Source organism: Sphaerisporangium melleum, from assembly GCF_014646695.1.
In the GTDB taxonomy this organism is placed as follows: Bacteria; Actinomycetota; Actinomycetes; order Streptosporangiales; family Streptosporangiaceae; genus Sphaerisporangium; species Sphaerisporangium melleum.
Map to the genome: position 1 here is coordinate 27,172 of NZ_BMNT01000024.1, position 12,249 is coordinate 39,420.

The window sequence follows — 12,249 nt, forward strand, 5'->3', positions numbered from 1 at the left end:
TTCAACACGCGCCGCGGCCGGCTGGACGGCTCGGCCGGGTCACGCGGCCCTCCGATTCCGGGCTTCCCATCCCCGGGCCTGACCAGGGGATAGGACGGGCACGGCTGGGTTAGTGTCGTGAGGTGGGCGGGAAACGGACGGTGCCGGCGGCGTTGCTGCCCCGGCTGCGGCTGGCGCGCGACCACATCGACCGCCACTACCAGAGCGACCTTGACCTCGATCGGCTCGCCGCCGTCGCCGGGATCTCGAAGTTCTACTTCATCCGCTGTTTCGAGGCGGCCTACGGCGAGACGCCGAACCGCTACGTCCTGCGCCGCCGGCTGGAACGCGCGCAGGACCTGCTGAGGTACGCCAACCTGACGGTGACCGAGATCTGCATGGCGGTCGGGTTCACCAGCCTCGGGTCGTTCTCGGCGAAGTTCCACCGGATGGTCGGCGAGAGCCCGAGCGCGTACCGCGACCGCTGGGCCGCGCACGGCGCTCCGCGGGTGCCCGGATGCTATTTGTTCATGGCCGGAGTGCTGGACCCCTCGCGTAACGTCGCCCCCGAGGCCGGCGCCGATGGCCGGGAGGGTGGTGGCGCCGGAGAGGTGGATCCCGCGGGCCAAGGCCCGGCGGACGAGGGCCGCGATTGTGCAATTTTGGAGAAGCCGCAGTTCAGCGAGGTCGGCTAGCTTCTCTCGCATGATTACCAACGTCTCGCTGACGACCGTCTACTGCCTCGACCAGGACGAGGCCCGCGACTTCTACGTCGATGTCCTCGGCTTCGCCGCCGGGGCCGACGTCCACATGGGCAAGGACTACCGCTGGGTGACGGTCTTCCATCCAAGCCAACCCGAGCTGGAGATCACTCTGTCGAAGCCGGGGCCGCCGCTCGACGAGGAGACGGCGGCCTTCTATCGAAAGCAGCTGGAGAAGGGGCAGATGGGCGGTCTCGGCCTGCGGGTCGACGACTGCCGGAAGACCTACGAGGAGCTGTCCGCCAAGGGCGTGACCTTCCTGCAGGAGCCCTCCGATCGGCCGTACGGCGTCGAGGCCGTCATCCGCGACAACTCGGGCAACTGGCTGGTGCTGGTGGAGCCCAAGGAGTTCACGCCGGAGGACTTCGCCTGATCGTCCACCGGCGTCCCGTGCCCTGACGGCCGGCTCAGGTCCGTCAGGCCGGGTTCCTCGGGCTCCTGCCGCCCGTTCCTCGTCGCGGTCGTCCGCACGCCGTGTCAGGTGGTCGCGCAGCGGACGCCGTTGAGATAGAAGCCGATGGGAGTGGGCGCGACGCCGTCGTGCGCGGCGTTGAAGCCGGTCTGCACCGACCCACCGGGCGGGATGACGCTGTTCCAGGGCAGGTTCTGGGCGCTGAAACGAGTGCCGTTCTGGCTCCACGACGCCGAGTGCCACGAGGTGAGGCGCGGGCCGGGCGGCGCCCACTCGATGACCAGCGTCCAGCCGTCGATCGGGGTCGCGCCGGTGTTCTTGATCGTGACCCAGGCGCTCAGGCCGGTGTTCCAGACCGTGACCCCGTAGGTCACCGAGCACGACAGACCAGGCGTGGGCGTCGGTGTCGGCGTGGGCGTGGGCGTGGGCGTGGGCTTCGGACTCGGCGTGGGCGACGGGGTGGGGACCGGGAGGCCGGGTCGGGCGAGGGCCTTGAACAGGTCGGACGGCTGGCTGACGTTGCCGGCGGCGTCCCTGGCCACCACGTAGTAGGTGTAGTACTGCCCGGTGACCAGGCCGCTCTCGGCGAACATCGGGTAGGAACCGCTCGGCACCGTTCCGGCCTTGACGAACCCCGCCGTGGTCTCGCGGTAGATGTCGTAGGCGACGACCCCGACGTTGTCGGTCGACGGCTGCCAGCAGAACGCCACGCCGGGGTAGTCGGCGAGGCAGTACTCGCGCACGCCGGTCGGCTTGGACGGAGGCGTGACGTCGGCGGCGGCCCGCGTGCCGGACGCGGCGCCGAGGCCGGTCGCGGACGTTCGTGAGACGGCGGCGTACGCCCCGGAGACGAGGGGCAGGGAGAGGGCGAGGAACGCGACGGCCAGGGCCGCCCACGAACGCAGCGTGCGGAGTCTCATCGTTGCCTCTATCGGTCCGATGACGGTGACGACTTCCGCAAGCGAGCGTGAAGCACCCGCGCCGCTTCGTAAAGCGTGGCCGGCCGTCCCGTCCCAGACGTGCTGGTCGCCGATGAACCGTTCAACCAGGGGTCCCCGTCCTGGTGGTCGCGGCATGAGGGCGGACGAGGACGCGGCGTTCCGGCCGAGGTCCGCCATCGCGGCGAACGCGTGGCCGGCCGCGGAGGCAGGGCCTCGGGCGCGGGTCCGGGCGGGCCGGTCAGGGGTGCGAGGTGGTGGAGGGGGTGCGGGCGAGGGCGAGGATGGTGTCGACGGGCCACTGGTCGTAGGCGTGCTCGCCGTACTTGGCGGCGAGCACGCGACCGTCAGGGCCGATGAGGAAGTCGGCGGGCAGACCGAGGCGGCCGCCCGGCTGGACGGAGGAGGGCAGGGGGCGCCGCCGGAGCAGGACGGGGCCGAGGTCGCGCAGGATCCCCCAGACGATCGGTCCCCAGGCGCGCGGGTCGAGCAGGGCGCGCGGGGCGGACTCCACGCCGAACTCGGCGTAGAGCCGCTTGCCCGGATCGGCGACGACGGGGAAGGGCAGGCCGGTCACGTGCTGCCGCAGTTCCTCGGCGGGGGAGTGGAAGACGACCACTTCGCGGACGCCCGCCGCGGTGATCTCGTCGTGCCGGGCGACGATGGAGCGAAGGTGCAGGTTGCACACGGGACATCCGGCGAAACGCCGGAACTGCAGGTGGGTGAGCCATCCGGCGTCCGGCACGGAGACGGGGGCGCCGGTGACCGAGTCGAGGCTGCGCGGGGAGATCGGCGTTCCGGTGGTCAGGCGGGCGGGTCGGTTCGGTGGCATGCGGGGCTCCAGAGGGTTGATGAGAGGCCGGCGGCGGGTCGCCGTTCACCCGGCGTGCCGCCCCGGATCGCTGTAGGCGTGCGGTGTACGCTTACGACGTTATGAGCGTATGTTGTACGCTGTCAACCCGTGCCCCGCCCTCGTTCACTCAGCCATGACGACCTCGCCGCCGCCGCGCTGGCGGTGATCGACCGGGACGGCCTCGCCGCGCTCTCGATGCGGGCGGTCGCCGTGGAGCTGGGCATGGGCACGATGTCGCTGTACCGCTACGTCAGTGACCGGGAGCAGCTGGAAGGGCTGGTCGTCGAGCGGGTGCTGGCCGGCGTGGACGTCTCGCCGCCGCCGGGTTCCTGGACCGATCAGGTCACCGCGCTGGTCGAGCGGGTGCGCGCGGCCGTCCGCGTCCATCCGGAGGTGGTGCCGCTGACGATGACGCACCGCCACACCTCCGCCGCCCTGCTGCGCTGGACCGAGGCGATCCTCGGCGTCCTGGCCGGGGCCGGCTTCACCGGCCGCCGCCGGGTCCTCGCCTTGCGTGCGCTGCTGGGGCACCTGGTCGGTTCGTTGCAACTGGAGCACCTCGGCCCGCTGTCCGGCGCCGGCACCGGGATCATGGCGGGGCTGCCGCGCGAGGAGTTCCCGTTGCTGGCCGAGACGGCGCGCGAGGCGCGCGAGGTGCCGCCCGGCGAGGAGTTCGGCCAAGGGCTGGCGGTGCTGCTGGCCGGCCTGCGCACGTTCCTCGCGATGGACGAGGGGTGAGCACGGGGTCGCGCTGAGGCCGGCGGGCGGAAAAGGGTTTGCCCGGCCGCAGGACGCGGAGCTACTGTCAAACGCCGTTTCCCCAGCTGAACGGACAGATGGTCATGCCTTGGCGCGCCCTCGCCCGTCGCTTCCCGGTGCTCGCGATCCGTGACTTCCGGCTGCTTCTCGCCGATCGGCTGCTCGCGCCGGCGGCCGTGGCCTTCTCGCTGGTGGGCGTCTCCTTCGCCGTGCTGGACCTCACCGGCTCGACCGCCGACCTGTCGTACGTGCTCGCCGCGCAGATCGCGCCTTCGCTGGTGTTCACGCTGATCAGCGGGGTCGTGGCCGATCGGGTGCCGCCGCAGCGGGTCGTGGTCGCCGCCAACATCATGATCGCGGTGGCGGAGGGGCTGCTGGGCATCCTCGTGCTCGGCGGCCACGTGCTGCTGTGGCACATGATCGTGCTGGAGGCGCTGACCGGCGTGGGGATGGCCGTGTTCTACCCGGCCTCGCAGGCCCTGCTGCCCAAGATCGTGCCGGACGAGCTGCTCCAGCAGGCCAACGCGATCAGCAGGCTCGCGATGAACGGCGCCCAGATGGGCGGCGCCGCGGTCGCCGGTGTGGTGGTCGCGGCCGTCGGCCCCGGGTGGGCGCTGACGGTCTGCGGCGTCGGCCTGCTCGGCACGATCCCGCTGCTGCTCGCCATCCGCGTCACCGGCCACGCGGAGGGCGGGGGCGCCGGCATGCTGTCCGACCTGCGGGACGGCTGGTCGGAGTTCGCCTCGCACACCTGGCTGTGGGTGATCGTCGTGCAGTACTGCGTCATCCTGATGGCCTGGTACGGCGGGTTCATGGTGCTCGGTCCCGCGGTCGCCAAGGCCGAGCTCGGAGGTGCGACGGCGTGGGGCGCGATCGCCTCGGCGGAGGCGCTCGGGCTGATCATCGGCGGACTGCTCTCCCTGCGTTTCGCCCCGAAGCGGCCCATCCTGTTCGTCGCGATCGTCGGCGCCGTGTTCGCGATCCCGCCGCTGTCGCTGGCGATGCACTGGCCGCTGCCCGCGGTGTTCCTCGCCGCGGTGTTCTTCGGCCTCAGCATGGAGGTCATGGCCGTCCAGTGGAGCGTGGCGCTCGCCCGCAACGTGCCCGCCGACCGGCTGGCCCGCGTCTCCGCCTACGACGCCCTCGGGTCGGTCACGGCGATGCCGCTCGGCGCGTTGCTCGCCGGCCCGATCGCGGAGAAGATCGGGCCCGCGCCCACGCAGTACGGCGCCGGGGCCCTGATCGTCCTGGTGTCGGGGTTCAGCCTGCTGTCCCGCCAGGTGCGCACGATGCGCGCCGTGGGCTCCAGCGGCCTCGGTGCCGGGGTCATCCCGCCCCCGCCGGTCTCGTCCACGTCCCCGGCCGGCGCCGCTTCCGCCGGCCCCGTCGCTGCCGAGTCTGCTCAGGGCGAGCCTCAGGCCGACCCTGCCTAGGCCGGGCACCCGCCTGCCCGGCAGAGCCGCCACGCCGGGCTCGTCCAGGCCTGGTACGGGTGGCGCTGTCGTGGCCCGGGGCGGGCCGGCCGGCACGTCCTGGGCGTCGGGCCGGGTCCGGTGGCAGGGGCGACGGCCTGGAGGCGGTCCGCTTGGGCGCCGGTCGTGCCCGATGATCTTCTTTGACAAGTACCTCTTATGGCCTGGAATCATCGCATGCCGGATATAGTTAGCAAAGGTAATGACTCATGCTAAAGATCCCCAAGACGGAGCGCCCGTTGGACCTGCGCAGCGACGCCGGGCTGGCTTCCGCGCTGCGCGTCTCACTGGCGCGGCTGACCAGACGGCTCCGCCGGCAGGGCGGGGCGCACAAGCTGACCCCCACTCAGGCGGCGACGCTCGCCGCCGTAGAACGGCGCTCAGAGATCACTCCTGGCGAGCTCGCCGAGCTCGAGAAGATGCAGCCACCCTCGATGACGCGGGTGATCGCCGCGCTGGAGGAGCGGGGGCTGGTCGCGCGCACTCCCCGGCAGACCGACCGGCGGCAGGTGGTCGTCAGTGTGACGGAGACCGGGCGAGGACTGCTGAAGGAGGAGCGCCGCGGCAAGGAGGCATGGCTGGCGCAGCGGTTGAAGGAGCTGACGCCCGAGGAACGCGCGACCCTGCGGGCGGCCGCGCCGATCCTGGAGAAGCTTTCGCAGATGTGACCGTTCGTCCACAGCCTGTGCGTGCGCCGGCCGTGGACGACGCCCTCACCGGCCGGCACCGGCCGGCCGCGCCCGCCGTTCGTCCACAGGCTGTGGACATCGGGCTCACGGCGCCACGTGAGGCCGGTACGGTCACCTCGTCCGCGAAGGCGGAGGACGTGCGCAGATGGGAGCTTGGCGAGGTGGAGGCCGAGGAGATCCAGGGAGCCGAGGCCGTCCCCCCGGCCAAAGGCGGCATGTTCCGGTCCCTGCGCAACCACAACTACCGCCTGTTCGTCTCCGGCGGCGTCGTGTCCAACATCGGCACGTGGATGCAGCGCACCGCGCAGGACTGGCTGGTCCTGGAGCTCACCCACGGCAGCTCGGCCGCCCTCGGCGTGACGACCGCCCTGCAGTTCCTCCCGGTGGTCCTGTTCGGCCTGTGGGGCGGCATGCTCGCCGACCGCTACCCCAAGCGGCCGTTGCTCATGGCCGCGCAGTCGCTCATGGGCCTGCTGGCGCTCACCATGGGCCTGCTCACCGTCACCGGGCACGCCCAGGTGTGGCACGTGTACGTCATGGCGTTCCTGCTGGGCCTGGTGTCCTGCGTGGAGGTGCCCACGCGGCAGTCGTTCGTCGTCGAGATGGTCGGCCGTGACGACCTGGCCAACGCCATCGCGCTGAACAGCTCGACCTTCAACCTCGCACGGGTCGTCGGCCCCGCCCTGGCCGGTGTGCTGATCTACGCGCTCGGCGGCACCGGGCCGATCTTCATCCTCAACGCGGCCTCGTTCGCCGCCGTGATCGCCGGCCTGGTGCTGATGCGCGGCTCGGAGCTGAGCACCCCCGAGCCGCTTCCGCGGGCGAAGGGGCAGCTACGCGAGGGGCTGTGGCACGTCTGGCAACGGCCCGAGCTGCTCATGCCGATCCTGCTGGTGGCCTTCGTCGCGATGTTCGCGACCAGCTTCTCGATGAGCATCGCCCTGATGGCCAAGCAGGTCTTCGGGCAGGACGCCTCATCGTTCGGAGTGGCGTCCAGCACGTTCGCGATCGGCGCCCTCGGCGGGGCGCTGCTGGCCGCGCGGCGGGTGCGCCCGTCCCGCCGGCTGCTGATCGGCGGCGCCGTCTGCTTCGGGGCGGCCGAGATCGCCTCGGGGCTCGCGCCCTCCTACCCGGTCTTCCTGCTCCTGCTGATCCCGGCGGGCATGGCCATGATCACGACGAACACCACGGCCAACTCCTCGGTGCAGCTCGCGGCCTCACCTGAGATGCGCGGCCGCGTCATGGGAATCTATGTCCTGGTGTTCACCGGTGGCGCCCCCATCGGCGCACCGCTGGTCGGCTGGATCGGCGAGCTGGCCGGGCCGCGCTGGGGCGTGGTGCTCTGCGGGGTCATGTGCCTGGTGGGTGTCGGCCTGGCGATACTGCTCACCCGGTTCGCCGAGGAAAGGACGCGTGGTGCGGCTGTTCGTGGCGTTGTCGCCGCCCCCGAAGGCGCTCGCTGAGGTCGCCGAGGCCGTCGAGCCGCACCGGGGCGGCTGGCCCGACCTGCGCTGGGTCGCACCGGAGCTCTGGCACGTCACCATGGCCTTCCTCGGCGAGGTCGGCGAAGAGACGTTGCCGCGCCTGGCCACCCGGCTGGCCCGGGCCGCGGGCCGCTACCCGCCGATGACGCTGTCGTTCGGAGCCGGAGGGGCGTTCTCCTCCCCGTCCAGGGCGCAGGTCGTGTGGCTCGGCCTGCGGGGCGGCGGAGCCGAGTTGTCCCGCCTGGCCGCCTCCCTCGCCGCCGGCGCGCGGCGCGCCGGGGCCGCGCAGACCTCGGACAAGCCGTTCCGCCCGCACCTGACCCTCGCGCGTGCCCGCCCGCGCGGCGGGGTCGACGCGCGTCCGCTGGTCGAGGCGCTGGCCGCCTTCGACGGGACGCCCTGGCGGGCCGAAGAGGTCCACCTGGTCCGCAGCCACCTCGGGGCGTCGGTGCGGTACGAGGTGCTCGCGGCGTGGCCACTCACCGGGCACGGCTAGGCTCCGATGCGTGGATCGTCCTCGACGCTGGCTGCTGCCCACCGTGCTCGCGCTTCTCGTGATCATCGTGGTGATCGGCGCGCTGTTGTCGTAGGCAGGTCGCCGGTGGCCCCGGGAGTGGTGTGAAGAGGGCCCCGGGCGCACCCGGGGCCCCTCCCGGAAGGCGCCCTCCGGCGGTGCCGCTCGGTCAGAGCGGGCACCGGCCGTTCAGGACCGGGCGCCGGCCGGTCACCAGGCGTAGGCCTCCGGAGCCGGACCGCCGGGACCGGGGAAGATCTCGTCGAGACGGGCGAGCGCCTTGTCGTCCAGGTCGATCTCCAGCGCGCGCAGGCTGCCGTCGAGCTGCTCCAGCGTGCGCGGGCCGACGATCGGACCGGTGACCGCCTGCTGGCGCAGCAGCCAGGCGAGCGCGACGTCGGCCGGCTGCTCGCCGAGCTCATCGCAGAACGCCTCGTACCGCTCGATCTTGTCGCGGTGCTTGTCCAGCTCGGCCAGCACGCGGTCGGCGGCGCTGCGACCCTTGTCGATCTTACGGAGAATGCCGCCGAGCAGGCCGCCCGCGAGCGGGCTCCAGGGGATCACCCCGAGGCCGTACGCGTCACAGGCGGGCAGGACCTCCAGCTCCACCGTGCGGGTGAGCAGGTTGTAGTGCGACTGCTCCGACACCAGGCCGGTGAAGGAGCGCCGCTTGGCGGCCTCCTGGGCGGCCGTGATGTGCCACCCGGCGAAGTTCGACGACCCGACATAAATGATCTTGCCCTGCTGTCGCAGGACCTCCATGGCCTCCCAGATCTCGTCGATCGGGGTCTCCCGGTCGACGTGGTGCATCTGGTACAGGTCGATGTAGTCGGTCTGCAGGCGCTTCAGCGACGCGTCACAGGCGCGGCGGATGTGCAGCGCGGACAGCTTGCCGTCATTCGGCCAGTCGCCCATCGAGCCGTTCAGCTTGGTGGCGATGACGGTGCGCTCGCGCCGCCCGCCGCCCTTGGCGAACCACCGCCCGATGATCTGCTCGGTTACGCCCTCGCCCTTCTTCCAGCCGTAGACGTTGGCCGTGTCGAAGAAGTTGATCCCCAGTTCGTGGGCCCGATCCATGATGGCGTGCGAGTCCTCTTCCGAGGTCTCGGGCCCGAAGTTCATGGTGCCAAGGCACAGCCGGCTCACGGTGAGACCGGAGCGCCCAAGGTGTGCGTATTCCATGCCACTCACCCTAGACACCTGGAGTGCACTCCAGCCCAGCCCCCCGTGGACGCTGTTTCGGGCCGGCCGGTAATGGGTGCTCGGACGGACCTGACCAGACCTATCCCAACTCCAGGGGTGGACGGGGGATCGCCGCGGCGCGCCGGTCCGGGGTGCGGGGCATGATGGGCGGGTGGGGAGCAGCAGACGGATGATCGCGGTGGTTCGAGTGCTGGCCGCGTTCGGCATGGCGGTCGCGGTCCCGGCCGCGGTGGCGGCGCCGGCCGCCTTCGCCGGCACGGCGCCGGCGCTCACCGCGCCGCGTGGCAAGGCCGAGAGACCCGCGGACGACAAGCAGCGGCTGCTGTTCCGGTTCAAGGACCCGCGCATCACCGAGTCCAGCGGCCTCGCCGTCTCGCCGACGCACAAGAACGTCGTCTACACCCACAACGACAGCGGTGCGGGCGCGCAGTTCTACGCGGTCGGCGCCGACGGGCGCACCCTGGCGACGTTCACCGTGGCCGGCGCCGCGTCGCGCGACTGGGAGGCCATGGCCGCCTCGGTGGACCCGCAGACCGGGCAGAGTGTGCTGTGGTTCGCCGACATCGGGGACAACCTGAACGGCGGCTGGCCGGACTACTCGATCTACAAGGTGGCCGAGCCGAAGGTCCTGCGGGACGCCACCGTCCAGGCGGTCCGCTACCGCTTCCGCTACAAGGACGGCAACCGCAACGCCGAGGGCATCATGGTCCACCCGGCCACGGGGCGGCTGTACGTGGTGAGCAAGGAGTTCGCCGGGTCGGTGTACGCCGCGCCGGCCAGACTGCGCACGGACAAGGTCAACATCCTGCGCCGGGTCGCCCCCGCTCCTATCATGGCCACCGATGCCGCGTACGCGCCCGACGGGTCGAGCTTCGTCATCCGCACGTACTTCTCGGCGTCGGTCTACCGGGCGCCGGGCGACCTGATCACCCGCGTGTCCATGCCGTCGCTGCAGCAGGCGGAGTCGATCGCCTACACCCGGGACGGCCGGTCGCTGCTCACCGGCACCGAGGGGGCGAACAGCCCCGTCTACCAGGTCCCGCTCCCGGCGGCGGCCCTCCCGTCCGGGTCGCGCGCGCCCGCCCGCGTCGCCGAGACTCCGCCGGCCTCGGCCACGCCGTCCCGGCCCGCCGGCGCCCCGAACGCCTCCGCCTCGCAGGCGGCGGCGCGGGACGACGGGGACGACGGTGGGGTGCCGGGCACGCTGATCGCGCTGTGGCTCGGCGTCGCCTTCGGTGCCACCGGCATCATCGCGATCATCGCCCGCCGGGTCACCTGACCACGGGGCCTTCTTCTCCGCTCGGCCGTCCGTTGCCCTAGAGCGTCCCAAGCTTGGACAAGAAGGGCGAAAGATCTCGCCAAACTCCATACCGCCCAGACGCCTATCGAACAGACATTCGATACACTTTCCGGCGTGTACCTGCCGCCCGAATGGCCGCCCGAGGTCCGTCCGCCGGGGAGCCCCGACTGGGAGTCCTCGGCGGTGGCCTGGCTGCTCGACGCGGTTCCCCCCGACTACCGGGGCTACGGCGTGCTGCGGCGGCACCCGCTCGCCCTGGCGCGCATGGCCGCCTACCACGTGAACGCCATGGTGGAGGCCGCGCGCGCCGGCTACCGGCGCGCGGCGGTCGACCTGAAGGACCACCTGCCCCCGCACGCCGTCGAGGCCGTCCTCGCGACCTACCGCCAGGAGGGGCCGCGTCTCGTCCGGCTGGCCGCCGCGGTCGAACTGGTCGAACATGCCCTGCGCGGCGAGCCGTTCGTCCCCCGGCTGGACCCCTCCGCCGCCCGCGTGGCGACCGCACCTCCCCATGGCGGCCAAGCCGGCCGTACCGGGGAGGACCCGTCGGCTCGGGGACGTCAGCGCCGCTCCTAGCCGATGATCGGCCGCATGGGGGGCCTTGCTCGGCCGGGTCGTCCAGAGGGCCTGGGCGCAAGGCGTCGTATGGCGCCGGTTCGTCAAACCAGGGAAGATAGCGGGTTGTGAGCGAGCGAATCGGAATAATCGGGGCAGGCATCCTCGGCCTGGCCGTGGCCCGGGAGCTGGCCGCACGCGGTGCCACCGTGACGGTCCTCGACAAAGAGGACCGGGTCGCCGTTCACCAGACCGGCCGCAACAGCGGCGTCGTGCACGCCGGCATCTACTACACCCCCGGCTCGCTCAAGGCCCGGCTGTGCCGGGACGGCGCGGCGATGCTGCGCGAATACTGCGCCGAGCACCGCATTCCGTTCGAGGAGGTGGGCAAGCTCGTCATCGCCTCCACCGCCGCCGAGCGTCCCGGCCTGCGGCGCATCGCCGCGCGGGCCAGGGAGAACGGCGTGCCGGGCATCGCCGAGCTGGACGCCCTCGGGCTGCGCGAGGTCGAACCGCACGCCGTCGGCGTCGGCGCCGTGCACTCCCCGCACACCGCGATCGCGGACTTCCCCGCCGTCGCCCGCCGCATGGCCCGCGACGTCACCGAGGGCGGCGGTTCCGTACGGCTGGGGCAGCCGGTGCGGGCCCTGCGGGAGACGGCGAGCGGCGTCCAGGTGCTGGCCGGCCGGGCCCGGCTGACCTTCGACCGGCTGGTCGCCTGCGCGGGCCTCGGCTCCGACGCCGTCGCCGCGATGAGCGGGCACCCCGGTGACGTGCGCATCGTCCCGTTCCGCGGGGAGTACTACAAGCTGACCGGCCAGGCCAAGGACCTGGTGCGCGGCCTGGTCTACCCCGTCCCCGACCCGCGCTACCCGTTCCTCGGCGTCCACCTGACCCGCCGCATCGACGGGGAGGTGCTCGTCGGGCCGAACGCCGTGCCGGCACTGGCCCGGGAGGGGTACTCGTGGGGCCGGGTGTCGCCGCGGGACCTGCGCGACATCCTCACCTGGCCGGGAACCCGCCGGATGGCCGCAGCGCACTGGCGCACCGGTCTGGCCGAGGTCTACGGCTCGCTGGTCAAGGGCTCCTTCCTGCGGGCCGCCCGCCGGTACGTGCCGAGCCTCGTGGCGCAGGACCTGGTGCGGACCACCGGCGGCGTGCGCGCCCAGGCGGTCGGCCGGGACGGGTCCCTCGTGGACGACTTCGTGGTGGACGTCCACGGCCGGGTGATCCTGGTGCGCAACGCGCCCTCGCCCGCGGCGACGTCCAGCCTGGCGATCGCCCGGCACATCGTTTCTTTCATTCCGGCTTAGGGCGATGAGGCCACTAT

13 protein-coding genes are annotated in these 12,249 nt (G+C 72.2%); 10 read left to right on the plus strand and 3 right to left on the minus strand.

Annotated elements, in window-relative coordinates:
• The first annotated feature begins 122 nt into the window (after window positions 1–122).
• Together IEY93_RS21395 and IEY93_RS21400 are read left to right on the plus strand one after the other, a co-directional pair.
• On the plus strand, window positions 123–674 hold the full coding sequence (locus tag IEY93_RS21395) for a helix-turn-helix transcriptional regulator (RefSeq protein WP_229691333.1): 552 nt from the start codon (window positions 123–125) through the stop codon (window positions 672–674).
• Window positions 675–684: 10 nt separating this feature from the next.
• The gene (locus tag IEY93_RS21400) at window positions 685–1,113 is read left to right on the plus strand and encodes a VOC family protein (RefSeq protein WP_189164884.1); all 429 of its coding nucleotides are present in this window, start codon (window positions 685–687) and stop codon (window positions 1,111–1,113) included.
• Window positions 1,114–1,217: 104 nt separating this feature from the next.
• Here IEY93_RS21400 and IEY93_RS21405 read toward each other — a convergent pair whose 3' ends face one another.
• Both IEY93_RS21405 and IEY93_RS21410 read right to left on the minus strand, forming a co-directional pair.
• Window positions 1,218–2,072 carry a cellulose binding domain-containing protein gene (locus tag IEY93_RS21405; protein ID WP_189164885.1) on the minus strand — a complete coding sequence of 285 codons (855 nt, stop codon included), beginning with the start codon at window positions 2,070–2,072 and terminating at the stop codon, window positions 1,218–1,220.
• A 259-nt stretch (window positions 2,073–2,331) separates the two neighbouring features.
• Entirely contained in the window at window positions 2,332–2,922 is a 591-nt protein-coding gene (locus tag IEY93_RS21410; RefSeq protein WP_189164886.1) for a peroxiredoxin-like family protein, read from the minus strand.
• Between the two features lie 129 nt (window positions 2,923–3,051).
• Here IEY93_RS21410 and IEY93_RS21415 point away from each other — a divergent pair, with 129 nt between their 5' ends.
• The 5 genes from IEY93_RS21415 to thpR all read left to right on the plus strand — a co-directional run bounded on the left by IEY93_RS21415 (window position 3,052) and on the right by thpR (window position 7,843).
• On the plus strand, window positions 3,052–3,681 hold the full coding sequence (locus IEY93_RS21415) for a TetR/AcrR family transcriptional regulator (protein WP_189164887.1): 630 nt from the start codon (window positions 3,052–3,054) through the stop codon (window positions 3,679–3,681).
• Window positions 3,682–3,785: 104 nt separating this feature from the next.
• On the plus strand, window positions 3,786–5,135 hold the full coding sequence (locus IEY93_RS21420; protein ID WP_189164888.1) for an MFS transporter: 1,350 nt from the start codon (window positions 3,786–3,788) through the stop codon (window positions 5,133–5,135).
• Between the two features lie 248 nt (window positions 5,136–5,383).
• Window positions 5,384–5,842: a MarR family winged helix-turn-helix transcriptional regulator gene (locus IEY93_RS21425; RefSeq protein ID WP_189164889.1), complete on the plus strand. Its 459-nt coding sequence runs from the start codon at window positions 5,384–5,386 to the stop codon at window positions 5,840–5,842.
• Between the two features lie 236 nt (window positions 5,843–6,078).
• Window positions 6,079–7,326 carry an MFS transporter gene (locus IEY93_RS21430; RefSeq protein WP_189164964.1) on the plus strand — a complete coding sequence of 416 codons (1,248 nt, stop codon included), beginning with the start codon at window positions 6,079–6,081 and terminating at the stop codon, window positions 7,324–7,326.
• Window positions 7,277–7,843, plus strand: a complete 567-nt coding sequence (thpR, locus tag IEY93_RS21435; protein WP_229691335.1) for an RNA 2',3'-cyclic phosphodiesterase — start codon at window positions 7,277–7,279, stop codon at window positions 7,841–7,843. The genes IEY93_RS21430 and thpR overlap by 50 nt, the downstream gene beginning before the upstream one ends.
• A 228-nt stretch (window positions 7,844–8,071) precedes the next feature.
• Here thpR and IEY93_RS21440 read toward each other — a convergent pair whose 3' ends face one another.
• A complete protein-coding gene (locus IEY93_RS21440) occupies window positions 8,072–9,043 on the minus strand; it encodes an aldo/keto reductase (RefSeq protein WP_189164890.1) in 972 nt (323 codons plus the stop codon).
• A 172-nt stretch (window positions 9,044–9,215) separates the two neighbouring features.
• On the opposite strand from IEY93_RS21440, the gene IEY93_RS21445 reads away from it, so the two are divergent.
• From IEY93_RS21445 to lhgD, 3 genes are all read left to right on the plus strand, one after another.
• Window positions 9,216–10,343, plus strand: a complete 1,128-nt coding sequence (locus tag IEY93_RS21445; RefSeq protein ID WP_189164891.1) for a hypothetical protein — start codon at window positions 9,216–9,218, stop codon at window positions 10,341–10,343.
• Window positions 10,344–10,478: 135 nt separating this feature from the next.
• Window positions 10,479–10,940, plus strand: a complete 462-nt coding sequence (locus tag IEY93_RS21450; RefSeq protein WP_307837581.1) for a hypothetical protein — start codon at window positions 10,479–10,481, stop codon at window positions 10,938–10,940.
• Window positions 10,941–11,047: 107 nt separating this feature from the next.
• A complete protein-coding gene (gene lhgD / locus IEY93_RS21455) occupies window positions 11,048–12,232 on the plus strand; it encodes an L-2-hydroxyglutarate dehydrogenase (RefSeq protein WP_229691336.1) in 1,185 nt (394 codons plus the stop codon).
• Window positions 12,233–12,249 lie beyond the last annotated feature (17 nt).

Coding starts and splice junctions, on each gene's coding strand:
- IEY93_RS21440 (WP_189164890.1), bottom strand. CDS start 9,043: ATGGAATACGCACACCTTGGGCGCTCCGGTCTCACCGTGAGCCGGCTG.
- IEY93_RS21400 (WP_189164884.1), top strand. CDS start 685: ATGATTACCAACGTCTCGCTGACGACCGTCTACTGCCTCGACCAGGAC.
- IEY93_RS21430 (WP_189164964.1), top strand. CDS start 6,079: ATGTTCCGGTCCCTGCGCAACCACAACTACCGCCTGTTCGTCTCCGGC.
- IEY93_RS21420 (WP_189164888.1), top strand. CDS start 3,786: ATGCCTTGGCGCGCCCTCGCCCGTCGCTTCCCGGTGCTCGCGATCCGT.
- IEY93_RS21425 (WP_189164889.1), top strand. CDS start 5,384: ATGCTAAAGATCCCCAAGACGGAGCGCCCGTTGGACCTGCGCAGCGAC.
- IEY93_RS21405 (WP_189164885.1), bottom strand. CDS start 2,072: ATGAGACTCCGCACGCTGCGTTCGTGGGCGGCCCTGGCCGTCGCGTTC.
- IEY93_RS21410 (WP_189164886.1), bottom strand. CDS start 2,922: ATGCCACCGAACCGACCCGCCCGCCTGACCACCGGAACGCCGATCTCC.